A 20,564-nucleotide genomic window follows, 5' to 3' on the forward strand; every position below is an offset into this window, starting at 1 on the left:
AGTGGAAACTCCGGCTGTTAAATAACCTATGAAAAACACCAAGATCAAAATTAAACATATATATAAATTTTGAAAAATATTTTTTATTTTCTTTTGTAGTTGCTTTTCAGCAGTTTCAGGATATCTGATTCTTTAAATAGTATTTTGCCTTCTATTTGAATATAAGGCAATAGCCGATCATCCCTGTACTGTTGAAGTGTGCGCTTGCTGATATGCAGTCGCGAGCAAACCTCTGGACCTGATAAAAAGATTTCACCATTGAATACCGGGCGGTAGTGTTCCCTGATAAATAAGAGTTCTTTTTTTATTTGGTTTAGCGTATCTAAGTATGCCTGCCCTTCATCGTTATTTTCTTTTAATTCTTTCATGCATTTTGGGTTTGGATTGGAGAAGTACTGCAACATCTTCGTATTTAAAATAATTCTTCCTGTTGATACAACTGGCAGCAAGTAAGCCACGGTCTTTATAAGATTGGAGGCTACGTTTACTTATATTAAGCAGGATACAGACTTCCTGCGCATCCAGCCATTTTACAGGTCTTCCAAGGTATTCATAAGGCCGAACCAGTTCTTTGGTTAATACTGATACCTCTGCCAGCGCTGTGGTGAAGGCAATAAATTGGACCTTTTCAAAAAACACTATTTCCATTGTTCACGGGTTTTGATAATCGTAAACTTATACTGGATTACAAGCCCTGGGTGGATAATTGCCAACAGTTGTATAATTTGGCTTAAATAAGCCTAAGAGTATATATAAAAAAGCTGTCTCATACACAGCATGAGCTGGCTATGGACAGCAGCCTGTGTGATCAGGCCTTACTTTGTTATGAACAGTCGCTGATCGTGCTGTTAATAGGGGTTGTCTGTATGGACAACCTTTATCGCGCTTTCAGCATTTTAGTTTAAATTTCAGATAGCAGCTGAATAACTTTTTTGCATCCTACAATTGGGCCGTTCTACTTGCAAGCCTTACAGGAGACAGAGATAGCACTCAATAGAAAATCAACATAAATGTTTTAATTCTTCTTAAGTGGCAGTTTCCAGAAATAAGCGGGATCGTGTGTAATTGTGTTGCCCTTCAAGTAATGGTTTTGCGTTTCATCAAATCCCGACGGCACAAGGGAGACGAATTGCAACTCTTTGTCCAGCGGCCGGTACCTGCTTTCGTTATTGAACCGGCTCTGGTTGGTACATTGTATCCAATAAAGGTTTTTGGCCATATAGTAGTCGAGGTACCAGTCTTTGGTTACTTGTGTTTCTTTGTTCAACTTCAGTGGACTGTTGTTTTTCAGGCGGTCTCTCACCTCTTCTATACTCAGGATACTGTCATGCTCGTCCATCACATAAATACCGTGGGACGCATCCATCCAAAGCCATTTATTCAGTGTTTCGGAATAAACACAATTGATAACATGACAGTCAGTATCCTTGTCATCTTTGGGCATACAAGTCACGTAGCGCGATTTAAAACCCAACGCCAGGTACATTTCATTAAGAGTCATAGCCTTATGGCGGCAATTAATACCCCTTCCGGTTGTCTTATGGTAGTTGTAAAAATCTATGGCATCAAACTCACATAGTGCCCAATTGGTGCCGTCGTAGGCGATTTCTCGGGTTACAAAGAGCATCACATTAATGAGTCTTGATACTTCGTCGCCATTACCTGAAATGGAATCAAGGTTGAAGTACCGTCGTATTTCTTTGAGGTTGGATTGATCTGCGGACTGGTAGTAAAATGCAGGCAATGAGTCTTTGTACTCGGTATGGTAGCTGCCTGACTGCTGAAGCAATAGCAGCTTGTCGTATTGTTTTAATTGCCCGAACAGTAATATGAATTTTTTCTCTTTGCGGATGTTGTCGAGATCAGTATCCTTTTTGACATGCTGGTATTCGGTATAACCAAAATTGATCGCGTTTTCAAAACTAGCAATTGCCAGCTTTTTCTGCCCCAGTAATGATTGTACACAGGCGAGGTTATAAAAAGAATTTGCTTTTATCATTCTGATATTGGACTCGACTTTCTTCTGTTCCGTCGGCGATAGTTGTAATTTATCCAAATTCGAAATTACTTCTTTCAGCACCCATTCAGCTTTTTGGTATTCTTTAGCCGTGTAATGGGTATTATACTGCGTTGAGAGATCGGAAAGTTTTGCCAGGAACGTATTCCAGTTGGCTGAATTGGTTTGTGCAAGTGAGCAGAGTGCAAAGAGAAGTGCCGCAACAAAAGTGATCAAGGATTTCATGTTCAATTTAGTTTTAGTAGAAAAAGGAGTTGGTTACAGCACTCTATGCTCTTCAGGTCACAAGGTTTTATGTATGCGTAGTTATACTGTTCCGTAATTATGATTATGTAAAGATAGAGAGGGCGGCTCAAAAGGACACCTCTTTTTTGTGGTTGTTCACAGATATAGATAAAAATAAACTGCTGAGTCTTGTAGTTGTTGTTGCGTTGTCGTTTAATAATGCATGGGTAAATCAGACGTCATCTTTAAAATATACAATCAGCAGCAGACCATGCTACCGCCTGCGGACCTGAAAGAGTTGGTAGAAAAGACACACGCGGTATGGATCATCAATATTATAATCGATCATTTGAATATTGATGGTATTTAGCAGCCAGTATAAAGGTCGCGGTACCACCAGTTACAATAATCCGCGTATGCTGCTCAGGGCGCTGGTATATGTCTATATCTGTAACGAGTACAGTAGCCTTAGAATAGAACATTATTGAGGCGGGGAATCGTCCAGCCGATATAGAAGCTGTTTTTGATACTAGCAAACACAACAAAGGCGTTAGAGCGTTATGATCAGAGGAATGGAAAAAGTATTGATAGAAACAGGGCTCCAACTAGCAACATAAAAACCTGAAAACGACCGACTCGCTCCTACGAAAATGAAAAAACCGCCTCAAATATTTTGAGACGGCCTCTTGTTGGGCAGTGAGGTTTGTTAAGCGCTTTGGTAAAATTGCGTCATGCCCTTTATTTTATCAGCCGCCTTCTCCATGTCTTTACCTATTTTTTCATTGATGATTTTAGCATAGATCTGGGTAGTGGAAAGTATTTTATGTCCCATCATTTTGCCTAAAGTTTCCAGTGGAACACCTTCGGTAAGTAAGAGGGTAGCAAATGTATGACGGGCGCTGTGAAAAGTAAAATACCGGTTCTTTAAGGATTCTATTTCACCGAATAACTTTCTCAGGTTCTTGTTGCATGACGTATTACAGGACATAGGAAAGATCCGGTCATCTTTTGAGACGCCCTCATATTTTTCAATGATCAGTTTGGGTATATCCAGCAAGGGTACATTGGAAGTAGTCACCGTTTTTTTCCTACGGGTGATTATCCAGCTTTTACCATCAAAGAAATCCTGGATGTTACTTTTGGTCAGCCTTTTAATATCTATATAGCATAACCCTGTAAAGCAACTGAAAAGAAAAAGGTCTTTTACCAGTTCCAGCCTTTCATTGGATGGCTGGTGAGCTATTAGTTGTTCTACCTCCTTTTTAAGTAGGTATCCCCGGTTTGTTTCTTTACAGCTGTTTTCATATTCATCGAAAGGATTATGATTGAGCAGCTTGCGTTTGATCGCCAGCTTGGTGACTGTAGTCAGCCCTATCATATACACCCAAATGCTGTTGTGTTTTAAACCAACATCACCCCTGAGGTAGAAATCAAAGTCCTGGATGAACTCTGGTGTCATATCACTAAATGAAATATCTTCTTTTTTGTGTTTAGTGGCAATATAGTCTTGCAAATGTTTAAGCAGCGTGCCATATTTATCATAAGTAGAAGCCGACCGGGTTCCATTGTCCACCATTTTTTTAAAGTTCTTGTTGAACTGTGTAAAAAATGCAACGATAGAGGGGTCGTTGATGTTATTGCCCAGCACTATATTTTTTAGCTCTTCAGCTTTTACCCTGCCTTGCTTACCAAGTAAAGCAGTATAACATTCTTCAGTACGCAGCCGTACTTGTCCGAGCTTCTGATTAAGGGTCAGTGCTTCTTTACTTTTACCGCTTACCCTTCCATACTTTAAGTCCCAGTTTTCGGGGCTTATGTCAAGCTTCGTACTAAATTGAGCGATTTCTCCATTGATGGTAATTCTGGCCATAACAGTTACCATCCCGTTTTTCTTAGGAGCATTTTTTTTGAGATAAAATAGCAGCTTAAAAGTGCTTCTTTTTGTTGTTTCCATAACTCTAGGATTTTAATGTTTTAAGTTATAATCTGTTGAGTTACAGTTGTGTATGAAAGGTAGCGCAGATGAGTGCTGTATTACTAAAGCGGTTTTAGCTTAAATTTAAAACAGGTAATGATTTAGTAACCTATCTTTTGCAGAATAGCTTCATTCTTTTGCATTGTCCTGCATGAAAGCTTAAAGAACAATTTTAATAAAACCCAGTACTGTAGCCACTTTGCTCCGTTTTTTCCTCCTTTTTCTTTTTTGCTGTATTTTTAAAATATAAAAATTACCTGGGCGGAAGTTTTGTAAGTAAGGAGAAATTCAAAGAATGCTTTATCATTTCTTCGGAGAATTACAGCAAGCTTGAGCCTTATTTGCTGCTTCCTGTACAAACACCTGATCATTTTAAAAAGTCCGGTGGCCAGTACGCTATAAAATCTGATATCCGGTATCATACATTTGACCCCAACGTTTTAGATCTGGATGGCTGGAAAGCCCTGGGATTTTCTGAAAAACAGGCAGGCACAATTGTTAATTACCGTGACAGAAATCTCAGGGAAGTTTTAAATCCCTGGAAGATATACAGAAGTGTTTTGTTATTTCTGCTGATAAATTTCAGGAGTTGAAACCTTATATTAAGCTTGCCCCAACAGCAAATCAGGTTCAAAAACAGGAAACCGATTTTTCAAAAACCGACCTTAATACTATTACGTTTAAACAATTGCTGGAATTCGGACTGGATGAAAGAAGTGCCGGATCGATCATCGGCTTTAGAAAAAAACTGAGAGGTTTTATCAATAAACAACAAATTTTAGACACTTATAATATTGATAAAAATCTGGTTCAAAAACTAATTTCTATTGCTCCGCTGGATGTTTCAAATGTCCCTAAATATACTTTAACAGAAGCTCCTGAAGAATGGCTGAAAGATCATCCCTATTTCAAATATTCTGCTGATAAAATCATATTCTACCGGACTACCTACACAGATGACAAGAAAATCCTAAAGCTTTTAAAATTAAAGCCTGAGTACGAAGAAAGAATGAAATTGTATTTAAAATAACTGAAAATCATATAGTAAAAACTACCCAAAACAATATCTGCTATTTTGGATAGTTTTTAACCTGGTGCATTATTTTAAGTTTTAGTGATGCATGTAGCTGCTGGGACCATTGGTTCCTTCAATCGATTCGGGGAGTATTCCGTATTTGTTGCGCAAATCAATTGTTCCTAATGTTTTCCCTGTCTGAATTTCAATGACACTAATGGTGCCGGAATTTAAGTTTGGAAGATCCAACAGGTTATTTTGTACTGCTACAACTTCTTTTCCTTTTTTGGTCTTAAAGAAAACCATATGATGTGCTCCTTTATCTGCGGTAAGGGTTTTTAAAAGCTTTAGTTGGGGAAGGTTACTTATATCAAAAACCAGAACTTTTCCGGGATCTGCAAAACTTACATAAAGTCTGCTGTTATCATCGATGTACATTTCGAGTGCCCAGCCTAATCCTTGCGCACTTCCTTCAAATATTTTACTAAAAGCATCATATTTCTTGGTTGTCGCATTGTATGGAGCAATCCAGATATCACCGCCTAACATTGTTGTAGCAAGGGCATATTGTGGAAATTTTCCACGCAGCAACAGAACCTCAACAGGACTGGACATATCCGTTTGGGAGTCTGCTACCAGATAGGTCTCTTTTAATTCATAGGTATTCATATCTAATAAAGTACAGGTATTTCCCATTCCGGTAGTAAGATCCGGGTGAATGGTTGAAGTGACCATCATTATTCCTTTTTCCTCATTAACAGAAATACCGTGCGGGTACATAATAAATTGATTAGGGTTGGTTTGAATAGGTGCCTTAATTGTTTTAATAAGCTGGTTATTATTTGCGTTAAAAACACCTATGCTGCCATCTCTTGGGCCTCCTGCCCCTCCCATAAAAGTCATAAAATATCTTCCATCATTGGTAAAAAATAAATTTTCTCCTACTGTATTTTCACCTGTATCAATAGGTGTGGCATCAACTAATTTTGGCTGTCCGGTTTTGTCTTTTTCCGTTTTTATCTGGTAGAGATACTTCCCTCCTAAAGCAGTGGTATATAATTTATTTGCACCCTGATTATAATAGAGATGGTGAGGCAGGACGCCAACGCCCAATTCAAGTTTGCTGCTGATATGTCCAAAATTTGGGGCTTCAGGATCAAGCTCAATTACCGCTATTCCATCCGATAATCCTTTCAAGCTTCTATAGTCAATGTAGAATGAAGTATCATGCGGAAGATCTACATTATGGTTATCATTTTGACAATTATAAAATATTGTTAAAATAATAAGGGAGAGTAAATTAAACTTTAATTTCATGGTGTTTTAGTTTTAATAGTTAGTTTCATAAATATAATATATTTTCACCAACAAACTAAAAATATTACACCAATGTGTGAATATTAGCAAATTATAAATTTACATATTTTCCATTACTTTATTCAGACACATTAGTCAGAAACAGGAACTCTGATCATTTAACAAAATAACAGGCATAAAAAAGTAAGCAGGAAATATTTTCCTGCTTACTTTTTATTATTAATGATCTGAATTTAATCGATTGTTTTACTGGAATCTGTAAGAAGAACGTTAAGTGTATTGAGTTCCTGCTCTGTAAGGTCACGCCATTTTCCCACCGGAAGATCCAGCTTAATGTTCATGATACGGATGCGTTTCAGCTTTTTTACTTCATAGCCGAGGAATTCACACATTCTGCGGATCTGCCTGTTCAGTCCCTGGGTAAGAATAATCCGGAAAGTCATATCATCGATCTTTTCCACTTCACATTTTTTAGTGACCGTATCAAGAATCGGGACTCCGTTTCTCATTTTATCAAGGAATTTAGGCGAAATGGGCTTGTCTACACGAACGATATATTCTTTCTCGTGGTTATTTCTTGCCCTCAGGATTTTATTAACGATATCTCCGTCACTGGTGAGCAGGATAAGACCTTCACTGGGTTTATCCAGCCTTCCGATAGGGAAAATCCTTTTCGGGTGGTTAATATAATCTACGATATTATTCTTTTCCCGTTTCGTGTCTGTAGTACAAACGATACCCACAGGTTTATTAAAAGCAATGTAAACAGGCTTATCCTGAGGTTCGCGGATCGGTTTTCCATCTACTTCCACAAGATCTTCATCCGAAACTTTGGTCCCCATTTCCGGAACTTTCCCGTTAATTGTTATCCTTCCTTCTTCCAAAAGCTTATCTGCGGCTCTTCTTGAACAATAACCAACTTCTGATAAATATTTATTGATACGCGTTTTTTCCATTAGTCTTCTCCGTAACCTGTATAATTTTAATTTCCGGGTATAAGTAAAAATACGACTTTTAATTATAAACTTTCAAATCTGTATTCGTTCTCCAGGAAATCTGTTGTTGCATTTTCGATGCTATAATCCCCTATTTTAGTACGTCTGAGCTGAGTAAGGTAGGCTCCTACTCCCAATTCCTGCCCGATGTCATGAGCCAGGCTTCTGATATAGGTTCCTTTTGAACAGCCTACTGTAAAACTGACCAAAGGAAGGTCTATTTTAACATCATTAATGTAGAAAATAGTCGTTTTCCTTGATTTCATTTCAACCTCCTCTCCTGCTCTGGCCAGGTTATAGGCTCTCTGTCCATCAACTTTTATTGCCGAATATACCGGCGGCTTCTGTTCTATTTCCCCTACAAATTTTTCAAGAACTTCTTTTATCTGTTCTTCCGTAATGTGGGCTATATCCTGGTGAAGTATTTCAGGTTTTTCCGTATCATAGGACTCTGTCTGTACGCCTATTTTAATTTCGGTCCAGTATTCTTTGGGAGCATCCTGGATTTCAGGAATTTTCTTTGTGAATTTCCCACAGCAGACAATAAGAAGGCCGGTTGCTCTCGGATCTAAAGTTCCGGCGTGGCCTATTTTAAATTTCTTGGGAAGATTAAACTCTCTTTTGAGCTTGTATTTCATTTTATTGACAGCCTGGAAAGAAGTCCAGTCCAAAGGTTTGTCCAATAAAAAAACATATCCTGATTGCAGTTCTTCGGCAGTCATTATTCTAAAATTTCGGTGATACTTACTAAACTTGGCAGCTTATTAACTTTCTGCCTGCATTCAGGGCCGTTTTCTACATTGACAAAACATTTTTTATCGCCAATGAAGTAATATATATTATTAAAAGGATACACGGAATTATTAGGGGCAATATTCACCGTATAATGTTCCGGTAAATTGAATTTATAACTTGTTTTACTGACGGATGTAATTTTCTGACGGTAACATTTTCCTTCTTTGCTATATTCCATAAAAGGTTTGTGGTCCAGCTTTTCATCCGGCACAAGCTCTTTGCAGATTAATACATCTTCAGCTGTATTTTTTCTTTCAGTTCAACAAAGAATTCTGTTCTTTCGCCGGTGTTATTCTTTACGAACAGCACATGGGCAGGCGTACAGGAAACAATTAAACCGGCAAATACCAATAGCTTTAAAATAGTATTAATCTTCATGAACTTATTTAAAGAAATAGAAATAGATTAGCAGGGCAATTCCCACAAAGATACGGTACCATCCCCAAGGTCTGAAACCATATTTGTTCAATACCCCGATGAATGCTTTAATAGCGATCAGAGCAACGATAAATGCCACAATATTTCCTATCACAAAGACCATGATATGATCCTGAGAAGCCATAATCATTTCATATCCTTTTTGAGGGTTTCCGGTTTCTTTACCCCAGGTTTTCAGGAAAACGGAATATACGGTTACTGCCAGCATGGTTGGAACTGCCAGGAAAAATGAAAATTCCGCCGCAGCTTTTCTCGTCAATCCCTGCGACATTCCTCCAATAATAGAAGCAGCACTACGACTGGTTCCCGGCATCATCGCCAGACACTGCCAAAAACCTATGGTAATTGCTTTCCTGATGGTAATTCCCTTTTCATCATCAATGACAGGATTCTTGAACCATTTGTCTGCAAAAAGCAGAACGACTCCTCCCAATACCAAAACCGAAGAAATAGCGATCTGGTTTCCCAGAACGGCTTCAATTTTATCATCAAATAAATAGCCCAGAACCAATGCCGGAACTACGGCAAAAGCAAGCTTATAGTAAAACTGAAGATTTTTCAGATCAAAAAACTTTTTCCAATAGGCCACCACAACGGATAAAATAGCCCCAAACTGAATAGACACCTGGAACATTTTCAGAAATTCATCTTCCTGCAGTCCCATAATGTTGGCTGCAAATCCCATGTGTGCCGTAGAAGAAATAGGAAGATACTCTGTAAGCCCTTCAATAATAGCAATAATGATTGCTTTAATTAAATCCATATTTTGTGTATATAAAAAGTTTAAAGATTAAAAGATTCTGAATTTAGAAAGCTTATCTAAATCCGTTCACCTTTTAATCTCTAAATAAAGAATGTATAATTTATTTTCTTTTTAAAATAGCGTAAACTTCTATTGCAAAGCCTATCACTACAAACAGCGGCGCAATTCTGATCCTGCGGATGGAAAAAATACCGTCATTCCATGCATTGGGATCAAATTTACCATCTACCGTGTTAGCGTCCGGTCCCATCATCAGTAGAAATCCTACTACGATAAAGGCCAGCCCAATCAGCATCCACTTGAAGTTCTCCTGCCCGAAATAAAAGGTATTTTCCTGTGGTACTTCGGTTTCCTTGCCAAACTCTGAAGCGGCCAGTTTATTTGTTTTTTTGCTCATTATTAAGAGTAATATAAATCGTCAACGTTTGATTTTAAGAATCTCCATGTAGCGAAGATAGTACTTAAAACAGAGATAAAAATTCCTACTCCAAGCACTAAGATAACCAGCCAGAAATATTGGTTGGTATCCTGTACGAAAGCCGAACCGATCTGGCTCGTAAAGTAATACCATACCCCACCAAGTGCCAGAAGCCCGATTAAGGATCCTATAGCCCCCAGAATAATTGCCTCAATGATAAACGGCTTAAGAATAAACCTCCTTTTTGCCCCTACCAGCTGCATGGTTTTAATGATAAATCTCTTGGAGAATATTTTCAGACGGATTGAGTTGTTAATCAGAACAACTGCCAGAATCAGGAATAAAATAGAAAAGCCAAGGATCCATTTCAGGATTCTGCTCAGGTTATTGTAAACGTCCACCATCAGAGTACTATCATTTTTAACATCTACAATTCCCGGGACGGCTTTAATTACTTTAATCGCTTCATCAATTTTAGCCGGATCCACATATTCAGGCTTTAATGCCACCTCGATAGATGAAGGGAAAATATTTTCTTCAAAAAGCGCATCACTGTCTATCCCCATTGTTTTTTTGGCTTCTTTAGCCGCCATATCTCTTGAAATATAGGTCGCTTTTTTCACAGGAGCTAATGTCTGTACCTTTTTAAAAGTTTCTTCCTCTAGTTTTGCAATTTTTACAGAATCCTTTACATCAAAATTTTCATCAAAATAAGCATTCACAACAAGCTGTTCTTTTATGTAGTCAGAATACTTCTGGGCATTGATTAAAATAAGCCCCATTAATCCTAACAAAAATAACACTAATGCGATACTTATTACTACTGTAATATTGCTTGACCGAAGCCTTTTCTTATTAAACTCATCAACAGATTTAGCCATTAATATTAAAATTTTTGGCTAAAATAGAAAAAATCTTCCGAAATTTGGGACGAAATAAAGAAAATCATTGTTAATAAAATCATAAAAAACTTTGAGTGTAAAAGCAAAAAAACATCTTGGACAGCACTTTCTGACAGATGAAAATATCGCGAGAAAAATCGTGGAAGGTCTTAGTTTTGAAGGCTATAAAAACGTCATGGAAGTTGGTCCCGGAATGGGCGTTCTTACCAAATACCTTCTGGAAAAAGATCAGTCGGTCTACCTGGCAGAGATTGATACCGAATCTATAGAATACCTGAAAAACAACTATCCGAAGATTACGGAAAATACTTTTGTGGGAGATTTCCTGAAGCAGGACTTCCATTTTATCGATGGAGAACAGATTGCGATCATCGGTAATTTTCCGTACAACATTTCTTCCCAGATTCTTTTCAAAATTGTTGATTATTATCAGCAGATCCCTGAAATGGTAGGAATGTTCCAAAAAGAAGTGGCTGAGAGAACGGCTGCCGTACCCAGAACTAAAGATTACGGCATTCTTTCTGTGCTGATCCAGGCATATTATGATGTATCTTACCTTTTTACGGTTCACGAAAATGTATTTAACCCGCCTCCTAAAGTAAAATCAGGCGTTATCCGGCTGACAAGGAATCCGAAAGAAGGCCTGGCGGGGAATGAAGTTCTTTTTAAACAGATCGTAAAAGCCGGATTTAACCAGAGGAGAAAAAAGCTTTCGAATTCCTTGAAAATCCTGAATATTCCCGAAGCCTTAAAAACTCATGAATTTCTAGATAAAAGAGCGGAAGAACTCAGTGTTATAGATTTTATCGGTTTTGCCAATCTCTGGAAACAGAATCAATAAAGATCAATTCAAAAAATTAAAAAAGCCTTTCAAGTTTTTCTTGAAAGGCTTTTCTGTATGCTTTATCTTTTATTCGCGATTCTTAAGCATGATCCATCCGGACCAGTTCATCTGAGCTTTTGACTTAGGGTACTCAAAATTAAATTTATACCAATAAGTCGCTGTAGGAAGTTTCTTTCCTCCTACCGTTCCATCCCAGACCGGTTTTTCTTTAGAGAACCTGAACATTTCTACTCCATATCTGTCAAAGATAGATCCTGTGAAATTTTTGAATTCACCCAATGCTGTAAGATCCAGTACATCATTCACACCATCATTATTCGGTGTAATGATATTATTGATCTGAAGGGTATAGAAATCAAAAGTTCCTACGCAATGAGTTCCTACTCTTCTGATCAATATGGTATAGTTGGTATTGTCTAGAAGATTAGTGAAAATATTGGACTGCTGCCATGTAATTCCATTATCCAGGGAATATTCCAAAGTACTTGGAGTATTGTTCATCATAGGATTCTCAGCAATAATCGTCACTGTTTTTTTGGCACTTTCATACTGAACGGCTGTTACGAAAGGAGTGGCCGCCCCTCCTACTTTCGCCGTGAAAATCTTTTTACAGAATCCGTTATCAACTTCTACAGTGTAAATACCCCAGCTGTCTGCAGTAATAGTCTGAGTAGTTGCTCCCGTACTCCATAAATATTTATAGTTCGGACCGGCACCTGCGTCTAAAGTAATACGGTCACCCAGACACATTTCTACATCTTTTAAAGGTGAGGTAATTTCAGGAGTAACCTCTACTGTAATGGAAGCCGGGTTTAATGAACGACAGCCTTTTGTACCGACTGCATACACTGTAAATGTCGTAGTCTGGTATAAAGTTACCGTTTGGGTATTGCCGGTACCAGGGAAATTACCCCACTGGTAGGTTACCCCACCATCAGCAGTCAGTGTTACTGTTTCTCCCGGACATATCTTGATACGGGAAGATTTAATACCCGCCTTTGGTGTGGTTTCTTTTTGCAGGGTGAGTTCTATCATTTTGCTGCAGAAACCTCCGTTGGATACTACAACATACAGGATCTGTCCGTCCGTCCCGTTATAGTTTAAAATATTCTGAATATAATTACCATTCTGAGCCAAAGCATCAGCCTGATCAACATAAAACTTGAATACTGCTCCCGGAGTCGGGCTTATTGAAGGCATAGCTTCAGTCAGGTCAAAAGTGGTAATATCCGGTGTGGAACATAGCAGAAGCGTAGCATCCTGTGCCTGCGGAGTAGTTCCTCCATGAATCTGTATAGTCGCTTTACCCGGACAAGGATTCCCCGGAACACTTACCTCAATAGTATAAGTTCCCGGTTGAACAGCCGTAATGGTATTAGTCGTTGCACCAGTTATAGGGGCACCATTCAGATACCACTGGTATAATAAGTTAGGGTCGCTTACCGAAGCAGTAATTAACTGAGGTTCGTTATCACAAACATTAATATCAGAAGGTAAAGTGGCACCGCTAGGGTCTAAAAGCTCAACACCAATATTAAATGATCCTCCTTCTAAAAATACGGCAGAATCCCAGCCATGATCTTCATAACTTCCCGGTGAATAATCTGCAACGACCATTTTAAAGTGATATTGCTGCCCTGCCATTACAGTCGCAGTTGCAGTAAGAGGAATTGTTCTTCCTTCAAAATTTGTTTCAACATTACCGGTATTATAACCTCCAAAAAACTGTTCGTTAACAGCAGGGCATCCCCCGCCACCAGTAATTAACGGGTGAATATTGGTAATACTCACAGGACCGGCACCACCGGGAAGTATTGCCATATTCTGGTAAGGCCCACCCGATGTAGGTCTAAGCAAAATAGCAAAGGCATCTGCGTACTGACATGGAAATGAACCGGAGTACTCTTCGGATGCCAGGATATAATTAAATTTAATCTGTGAAGTAGTAGGAACAAAGTCGAATTCCAGAAGAACAGCATCCGTCAGTGTCCCGGTAGATCCAATGGCCTGTGCAAGATCGGAATCCGTTCCTCCTCCGTTATTGTCACTCAGGTTTCCTTCCGGTCCGTTACCGGCTCTTCTGGCTTTCCCTGTAGAAAGTACGATCCCATCTTTAAAAGGAAAATTGGTTGTTCCTTTGTGGAAATATCCCCATGATCTGTCAGCATCAGATACGGCATGGTTCGGAGTAATTTTCACATTGGATACCGCAGGTGTTACGCAGGTATTTGTACCTGAAGAGATCAGGACATCTTTTACCAGTTGTGTAATGGAATAGCTGGATTCCGTATATCCCGGAGCATTCACATCAATAAAAGTGCCCGCTTTCTGAGTAGCTGATCCTGAGGGTTGATTTTTGGGAGGCTTGCGGGGCCCGTCTGTTTGAGAATATAAAAATGTCGATACGACTAAGAAAAATAAAAGGAATAGTAGATTTCTTCGCATAATACTTTTGTTTCAACAAATTTAATTTATTTCTAAATATATCCTATATTTTTTATCTATTTTTTAATATAAAAAAAACAAACCTTCCAAATATGGAAGGTTTGCATGTTAGTTTCTATTTTTTAGCAATATCCAGCCTGAGCGGAGTTCAAGCTTTTTACTTGCCGGATTTTCCCATTGTACCTTATACCAGTAAGTGCCAGTAGCAAGGTTCAGACCTTTTAAAGAGCCTCTCCAGACTGCATCGGTTTTAGTAGCCCTGAAGAGTTCTGCACCATAGCGGTCAAAAATTGATGCTGCAAAATTATTATAGCCGCTGATTCCGGAGAAATCAATCGTATCATTCACTCCATCCATATTAGGTGTAATAGCATTGCTGATTACAAAGGTGAAGTAATCCAATGTTGTACCACATTTTGCATCTACTACCCTTACCATCAGATGGTAATTGGTATTGTTCAATACATTATAGAATATATTGGATGACTGCCATACTACTCCGCCGTCTATGGAGTATTCTAAAGCACCTCCTGTAGGATTGCTTGCCGTAAGGGTAAGCACATGGTTATCGTATACGACATTCGTAAATTTAGGCAGATCCGGATTTAACAGTTTCCCAGTAAATGTTTTGGAACACGTTCCGTTACTGATGGTAACGGTATAAGTTCCGGGAACATTGGTAGATATGGTTTGAGTGGTTGCTCCGGTATTCCATAAGTAGGTATAATTCGTACCTGGGCCGGCATCTAAAACTCCTGTATCTCCTTCACATACATATACATCTTCCAATGTAGATACAATTGCCGGTACCACTTCAATCGTTACTTTCGCCGGGTTTATTGAGCTACATCCATTACCTCCAAGTGCATAAACAGAGTATTCCGTAGTAATTGTAGGGGTAACTACCTGTGTATTTCCATTACCGGGAAGTCCTACCCAATTGTAGGTAACTCCACCTGTAGCGGTAAGTGTAACGGATTCTCCGGCACAGATTTTTATTTTGGATGCCGATACTCCTGCTGTTGGAGGTCCAACAACAACAGTAACCGTTGCCGGTGTTGCAGAAACACAACCATTAGCAGATACTGCATATACGGTATAAACCGTAGTTAAAGTCGGTGAAACTACTTGTGTGTTCCCATTTCCTGGAAGTCCCACCCAGTTATAGGTAACCCCACCAGAAGCTGTCAAAGTTACAGATTCACCCAGACATATTCTAGGTTGTGAGGACACCACAGTAGCTGTTGGCAATGTTGTATTTTGAGTTACAGTTACGGTTGCTGTATAAGTACAGGTTAAATTCCCAGGCTGTGACACATTGGTAACCGTAAGTGTATAAGTTCCTCCTGCATTAACTACAGGGGTAAGAGTATTCGCACCTGATACAATATTCCCGCCTCCTGCTGCTGTCCATGCAATGGTAGATCCTGCAGGCACTACAGATGCCGAAGCATTTAATGTAGTCTGAGGTGTAGTACAGGTTATTTCCTGCGGTGCTGCTATCGTAAGTGTTGTTTCAGCTGTTCTCAGTAGTTGAAGAGAAACTACATAATGACATCCTCCGTTTTTCACCAACACATATATAGTCTGATTTCCCGGAGGAGAATAATTTGTAGGGGTTGCAATGAAATTAGCATTGCCTGCAAGAGCATCAGCCTGGTTGATGTAATAGGTAAAAGTAACTCCAGCTCCTGCAGAAGTAATCTGACTCTGAGCAGTTGTCAGGTCATAGGTAAGTCCCGGCGCATAGCATTTATGCAATACAGCATCCTGTACAGTAATAGGCTGTGAAACTTCAATAGTGATTGTTGCAGGATTTTGAGATACACATCCATTGGCTCCTACTGCTGTTACTGTATAAGTTGTGGTTGCAGTAGGTGATACGGTCTGTGTATTTCCTGTTCCCGGAAGGCTTGTCCAGTTATAGGTAGTACCTCCTGATGCCGTTAAGGTTACCGATTCACCGCTGCATATCTGGATTTTGCTTGCTGTAAGTCCTGTAACCGGCGGAGCGCTGTCCCCGGTAACTGTAACATTGGCAGTAGCGGTACAGATTACCCCTCCTGGCTGATAGGTTTTCGATATAGTTAAGGTATAAGTTCCCGGAGCATTGATAACCGGGTTTAAAGTAGTTCCTCCTGAAACGATATTTCCTCCTGTAGTTGTCCAGTTAAAAGTAGATCCTGCAGGATACACAGAAGCTGAAGCATCCAAAGTCGTCTGTGAGCTGGCACAGGTTAATACTGCCGGCGGCAGAATTGAAGCTGTCATTTGAGGAGCTTTTACCAGCTGCAGCTCAGCTACTTTGGAACAGAATCCGTTTTTGACAAGAACATAGACTGTCTGTCCTCCCGGGCTGGAATAGGTGGCAGGGCTGGGAATCGTATTAGCATTTCCGGCATTGGCATCTGCCTGGTTTGCATAGTATGAAAACGTTGCACCGGGCGTTGTACTGATAGAAGCATTTGCGGAAGGCAGGTTAAAAGTTGCATTTCCGGCGGTATAACAGGCCGTCAGGGTCGCATTCTGTACGGTCGGGGAAGTTCCTCCCACTACTGTAATGGTTCCCGTTCCGGGACATGTATTTCCCTGGATGAATACCTGAACACTGTATACTCCAGGCTGTGTAGCAGTATAGCTCGGACCAGTCTGGCCAGGAATAGGATTATTATTTAAAAACCACTGATAGGTAACATTAGGAACCTGTACAGAGGCTGTAAATGTCTGTGGAGCATTATCGCACATATAAACCGTATCAGGAAGCTGAACTCCTGCAGGGTCTAAAATTTTCACCCCAATATCGAATGATCCTGCTTCCAGAAATACTGCTGAATCGTAGTTTCTGTCACTGAAATCTGCCAAAACCATTTTAAAGTGATAAGTTACCCCCGGAGTTACGGTGGCTTTTGCAGTCAAAGGTATTGTGCGTCCGTCAAAATTGGTTTCAATAACCGGATTGTTTATTCCTGCAAAATAAGAAGGGTTAACGGCACCACAACCTCCGGGAATTGCCGGGTGGATATTGGTAACACTTACAGGTCCTGCGCCTCCGGGAAGCACTGCCAGATTGGTATAGGTAGGATCTGTTGCCTTTTTTAGCAATAAAGCAAATCCGTCTGATTTGGTACAGGCAAACTGGAACCCGGGAGCATATTCTTTGGAGGCAAACAAATATCTGAATGAAATTTCTGTAGAAGCCGGTACAAAGTCAAATTCTATGTAGGTGGCATCTCTCAATTCGGCATTATTAATACCCAGAGCTGAAGCCAGATCTGTATCTCCAAGAGTATTTATACCGTCATTCAAAATACCCTGATAAGTATTTCCTGCTTTTGCAGCATATCCTGTAGAAAGAACGATACCTTTTGCAAATGGAAAAGCTGTAGTTCCTTTATTAAAGAATCCCCAGCTACGGCCAGGATCGCTCACTGTTAAATTGGGAGAAACACTTACGTTGCTTACATTAGACGTAGAACAGGCTCCTCCGGAGATCAGCACTTCTTTGACCAGCTGTGTAATGCTGTATCCGGACTCTGTGTAATTGGGTGTATTTACATCTATAAAAGCACCGGCTTTCATAGAGGTTGCATTGGCTTTTTTGCAGGAATCGTTGCTCTGTCTATGTTCTGAGCAAAAACAAAGTTTCCGATTAATGCAAAAAATAACGCCAAAAATAAATTTCCAATCCTCCTATTTAACATTTTATAGTATTTTAAACAAAAATACTATTTTTTTTGATTGAAAGTTAATTTAACACAATTTACATTATCACTAATACAAGTTTATTTATTCTGCAATATAAATTTGCTTTATTTGAAAATAATAAGAAAGGCTGACAAAAATGCCAGCCTTTCTATAAATTATATAATGATTATTCTAAGTTTTTAAGAAGAATCCATCCTGTTTTCACAGCCATTTGTTTACTGGCAGGATCCTGGTAAGTTACCTGGTACCAGTAAGAGGCGGTAGGCAGACGTTTCCCCTGGAAATAGCCATCCCAATACGGTCTGGTTTTTCCGGCTCTGAATACTTCTTTTCCGTAGCGGTCGAAAACCAAACCATTAAAGTCTTTATAACTGCTTACCCCGCTGAAATCAATGATATCATTCACATTATCTCCGTTAGGGGTGATCACATTCTTCATGACGAATGTAAAGTATTCCAAAAAGCCTACACAGCTGGTATCCTTCACTTTAACCCGGATAGATATGACCGTATTTTTAGGAACATTGGAAAATACATTGGAAGATTGCCATGTAAACCCATTGTTTACGGAATATTCCAGGATACCGTTGCTAGGGTTAGTGGCTGTAAGGACCATTGTTCCGTTGTCGTTATAATCAACTTTTATAATTTCCGGAATCCCAGCCTGTATTACCAGGGTTTTAAATTCTTTGGAGCACACTCCGTTGCTGATCGTTACCGTATATTCACCCGGCGTTCCTACTGTAATAGCCTGCGTTGTTTCTCCGGTATTCCATTCGTAAGTATAGCCCGGACCGGATCCGGCGTCCAAAAGGATCATATCTCCTTCACAGATCTGGCCTCCTTTCAATGAAGAAACAATGGCAGGAACTACGTCAATGGTAATAGTTGCCGGCTGTAAAGATTTACACCCTTGTGCACCGATAGCATATACGGTATAAGTGGTGGTCTGGGTCGGGCTTACTGTTCTTACTCCTCCGCTTGCAGAAGTATCTCCCCATTGATAGGTGACACCGCCGGAAGCAGTCAGTACCAGAGATTCTCCTTCACAGATTCTTAATCTTGGAGCATTAAGCTGAGCAACAGGTGTTTCTTCTCTTTTTAAGGTCAGGGTCACAAGTTTGCTACAGAAAGCACCGTTGGAAACGACTACGTAAATTACCTGTCCGTCGGTACCGTTATAGTTTGTAAGGTTTGTAATAAAGCTATTGTTCTGTGCCTGGGCATCCGCCTGATTGGCATAAAAACGGAATACTGCACCTGCGGTTGTACTGATCTGTGGCTTTGCATCTTCTAAATTGAAAGTACTGTGGGCAGGAGTGGCACAAAGTTTCAGTGTTGCATTCTGGGCAGCCGGAGATGTTCCGCCTATAATGGTAATGCTTGCCTGCTGACATTCTGTTCCACCAACGAAAGTTTTTACTTGATATACGCCCGGTGAGGTAGCTATGTACGTAGCACTCGTTGCATTAGGAATTACAACTCCATCTTTATACCATTTGTAGGTCATTCCCGGAACGGTAGATACCTGTGCTTTTAATATCTGAGGGGTATTATCACACATATTGATGGTATCTCCCAAAGGATTTCCGTTACCGTCAACAATAGTCATTCCGATATCAAAAGATCCTCCCTGCAGAAATACAGCAGAGTCATAACGCTGGTCCAAAGCATCTGCAAGGACAAGCTTAAAATGGTATGTCTGGCCCGGAATAACCGTTGCCACTGCTGTAAGAGGAACTGTTCTTCCTATAAAATTGGTTTCAATATTTGTAGTATTCAGTCCGGCGAAATATTGTTCATTAATAGTTTCCCCATCACATCCTACTCCATGCGGTATAATATTCGTAACACTTACAGGGCCTGCCCCTCCGGGAAGTACTGCCAGATTGGTGTAGCTAGGATCACCGACTTTTTTAGAAGAAGGGCAAAACTGTCGGCAAAATCACCACATGGGAATCCGCTTGTATATTCTTCCGAGGCAAATAAATAATTGAATTTTACCTGGTTGCTGTTCGGAACGAAATCAAATTCAACGGCTACTACATCCTTTAAGGTAACCGGTGGATTAACGGCAGCTACAAGATCAGGATCATTAATACCGGAACCCGGAACTTCATCTGAAAGCGGGTTGGTTCCTTCGTACCCGTTTCCGGCCCTTCTCGCTTTACCGGCGACTAATACTATACCATCATTGAAAGGAAAGTTGGTAGTCCCTTTATTAAAATATCCCCAAGCCCTTTCCGTATCCGTTGCCAGCTGATTGGGAGATACCGTAACATTGGTTACATTAGGAGCGGCACACACAGACCCTCCGGATATCAGTACGTTTTTTACAAGCTGTTCAATGGTATAAGCAGACTGAGGATAAGTCGGAACATTCACATCTATGAATGCACCTGCTTTCATGGTAGCAGGGGTCGCTTTTTTGGGAGGTGATGTCCTTCTGATATTCTGGGAAAATACTGCTGCAGAAGTAAACAGTAATACCAGAAATAAAAAGTATTTGTTTAATCTATAACCTAACATTTTATAATTGTTTGTTCAAATGTAGCAAAAATATCAGTAAAAAACATCTTTTTAACACAACATACAAACAATTCACCATATGCATTCACAATAAATTTATTTTATAATTATATATTCCACAAAATTAGTAGGATTTGTTTTTTCATATTAAAACAAAAACAGACCGGATATATTAACCAGT

19 protein-coding genes are annotated in these 20,564 nt (G+C 39.7%); 3 read left to right on the forward strand and 16 right to left on the reverse strand.

The window, feature by feature from the left end; translation table 11 throughout:
• Window positions 1-83 precede the first annotated feature (83 nt).
• From N4G44_RS19110 to N4G44_RS19120, 3 genes are all read right to left on the reverse strand, one after another.
• Window positions 84-368 (reverse strand): helix-turn-helix domain-containing protein, encoded by a 285-nt coding sequence (locus N4G44_RS19110; protein ID WP_474925099.1) that lies wholly within the window; start codon window positions 366-368, stop codon window positions 84-86.
• On the reverse strand, window positions 346-648 hold the full coding sequence (locus N4G44_RS19115) for a helix-turn-helix domain-containing protein (RefSeq protein WP_474925097.1): 303 nt from the start codon (window positions 646-648) through the stop codon (window positions 346-348). The genes N4G44_RS19110 and N4G44_RS19115 overlap by 23 nt, the downstream gene beginning before the upstream one ends.
• Before the next feature lie 367 nt (window positions 649-1,015).
• Window positions 1,016-2,242 carry a TPR end-of-group domain-containing protein gene (locus N4G44_RS19120; protein WP_474925094.1) on the reverse strand — a complete coding sequence of 409 codons (1,227 nt, stop codon included), beginning with the start codon at window positions 2,240-2,242 and terminating at the stop codon, window positions 1,016-1,018.
• A 223-nt stretch (window positions 2,243-2,465) separates the two neighbouring features.
• On the opposite strand from N4G44_RS19120, the gene N4G44_RS19125 reads away from it, so the two are divergent.
• Window positions 2,466-2,612, forward strand: a complete 147-nt coding sequence (locus tag N4G44_RS19125) for a hypothetical protein (protein ID WP_474925091.1) — start codon at window positions 2,466-2,468, stop codon at window positions 2,610-2,612.
• Window positions 2,613-2,948: 336 nt separating this feature from the next.
• On the opposite strand, the gene N4G44_RS19130 is transcribed toward N4G44_RS19125, so the two are convergent.
• Complete coding sequence (locus N4G44_RS19130; protein ID WP_474929063.1) at window positions 2,949-4,196, reverse strand: site-specific integrase; 1,248 nt, start codon at window positions 4,194-4,196, stop codon at window positions 2,949-2,951.
• Window positions 4,197-4,806: 610 nt separating this feature from the next.
• On the opposite strand from N4G44_RS19130, the gene N4G44_RS19135 reads away from it, so the two are divergent.
• Window positions 4,807-5,247, forward strand: a complete 441-nt coding sequence (locus N4G44_RS19135; RefSeq protein ID WP_474929065.1) for a hypothetical protein — start codon at window positions 4,807-4,809, stop codon at window positions 5,245-5,247.
• Between the two features lie 81 nt (window positions 5,248-5,328).
• Here N4G44_RS19135 and N4G44_RS19140 read toward each other — a convergent pair whose 3' ends face one another.
• From N4G44_RS19140 to N4G44_RS19175, 8 genes are all read right to left on the reverse strand, one after another.
• Window positions 5,329-6,549, reverse strand: a complete 1,221-nt coding sequence (locus tag N4G44_RS19140; protein ID WP_474929070.1) for a hypothetical protein — start codon at window positions 6,547-6,549, stop codon at window positions 5,329-5,331.
• A gap of 233 nt (window positions 6,550-6,782) precedes the next feature.
• Entirely contained in the window at window positions 6,783-7,505 is a 723-nt protein-coding gene (gene rluF / locus N4G44_RS19145; RefSeq protein WP_474929072.1) for a 23S rRNA pseudouridine(2604) synthase RluF, read from the reverse strand.
• Between the two features lie 62 nt (window positions 7,506-7,567).
• A complete protein-coding gene (truB, locus tag N4G44_RS19150) occupies window positions 7,568-8,266 on the reverse strand; it encodes a tRNA pseudouridine(55) synthase TruB (protein ID WP_474929074.1) in 699 nt (232 codons plus the stop codon).
• Window positions 8,266-8,517 (reverse strand): hypothetical protein, encoded by a 252-nt coding sequence (locus N4G44_RS19155; protein WP_474929076.1) that lies wholly within the window; start codon window positions 8,515-8,517, stop codon window positions 8,266-8,268. The genes truB and N4G44_RS19155 overlap by 1 nt, the downstream gene beginning before the upstream one ends.
• A gap of 47 nt (window positions 8,518-8,564) precedes the next feature.
• Window positions 8,565-8,717 carry a hypothetical protein gene (locus N4G44_RS19160; protein ID WP_474929078.1) on the reverse strand — a complete coding sequence of 51 codons (153 nt, stop codon included), beginning with the start codon at window positions 8,715-8,717 and terminating at the stop codon, window positions 8,565-8,567.
• A 4-nt stretch (window positions 8,718-8,721) separates the two neighbouring features.
• A complete protein-coding gene (locus N4G44_RS19165; protein WP_040995878.1) occupies window positions 8,722-9,540 on the reverse strand; it encodes an undecaprenyl-diphosphate phosphatase in 819 nt (272 codons plus the stop codon).
• Window positions 9,541-9,640: 100 nt separating this feature from the next.
• On the reverse strand, window positions 9,641-9,937 hold the full coding sequence (locus N4G44_RS19170; protein ID WP_474929081.1) for a DUF3098 domain-containing protein: 297 nt from the start codon (window positions 9,935-9,937) through the stop codon (window positions 9,641-9,643).
• Between the two features lie 2 nt (window positions 9,938-9,939).
• On the reverse strand, window positions 9,940-10,839 hold the full coding sequence (locus N4G44_RS19175) for a cell division protein FtsX (RefSeq protein ID WP_474929084.1): 900 nt from the start codon (window positions 10,837-10,839) through the stop codon (window positions 9,940-9,942).
• A gap of 91 nt (window positions 10,840-10,930) precedes the next feature.
• Here N4G44_RS19175 and rsmA point away from each other — a divergent pair, with 91 nt between their 5' ends.
• Window positions 10,931-11,701, forward strand: coding sequence for a 16S rRNA (adenine(1518)-N(6)/adenine(1519)-N(6))-dimethyltransferase RsmA (rsmA, locus tag N4G44_RS19180; protein WP_474929086.1), 771 nt, complete (start codon window positions 10,931-10,933; stop codon window positions 11,699-11,701).
• Window positions 11,702-11,770: 69 nt separating this feature from the next.
• On the opposite strand, the gene N4G44_RS19185 is transcribed toward rsmA, so the two are convergent.
• From N4G44_RS19185 to N4G44_RS19200, 4 genes are all read right to left on the reverse strand, one after another.
• Window positions 11,771-14,149, reverse strand: coding sequence for a choice-of-anchor L domain-containing protein (locus N4G44_RS19185; protein WP_073063989.1), 2,379 nt, complete (start codon window positions 14,147-14,149; stop codon window positions 11,771-11,773).
• Between the two features lie 108 nt (window positions 14,150-14,257).
• Window positions 14,258-17,728, reverse strand: coding sequence for a choice-of-anchor L domain-containing protein (locus N4G44_RS19190; protein WP_474929089.1), 3,471 nt, complete (start codon window positions 17,726-17,728; stop codon window positions 14,258-14,260).
• A gap of 292 nt (window positions 17,729-18,020) precedes the next feature.
• Window positions 18,021-19,742 carry a T9SS type B sorting domain-containing protein gene (locus N4G44_RS19195; RefSeq protein ID WP_474930104.1) on the reverse strand — a complete coding sequence of 574 codons (1,722 nt, stop codon included), beginning with the start codon at window positions 19,740-19,742 and terminating at the stop codon, window positions 18,021-18,023.
• On the reverse strand, window positions 19,709-20,383 hold the full coding sequence (locus tag N4G44_RS19200; RefSeq protein ID WP_474929091.1) for a choice-of-anchor L domain-containing protein: 675 nt from the start codon (window positions 20,381-20,383) through the stop codon (window positions 19,709-19,711). The genes N4G44_RS19195 and N4G44_RS19200 overlap by 34 nt, the downstream gene beginning before the upstream one ends.
• Window positions 20,384-20,564 lie beyond the last annotated feature (181 nt).

It is taken from the genome of Chryseobacterium sp. GTID13, assembly GCF_056172655.1.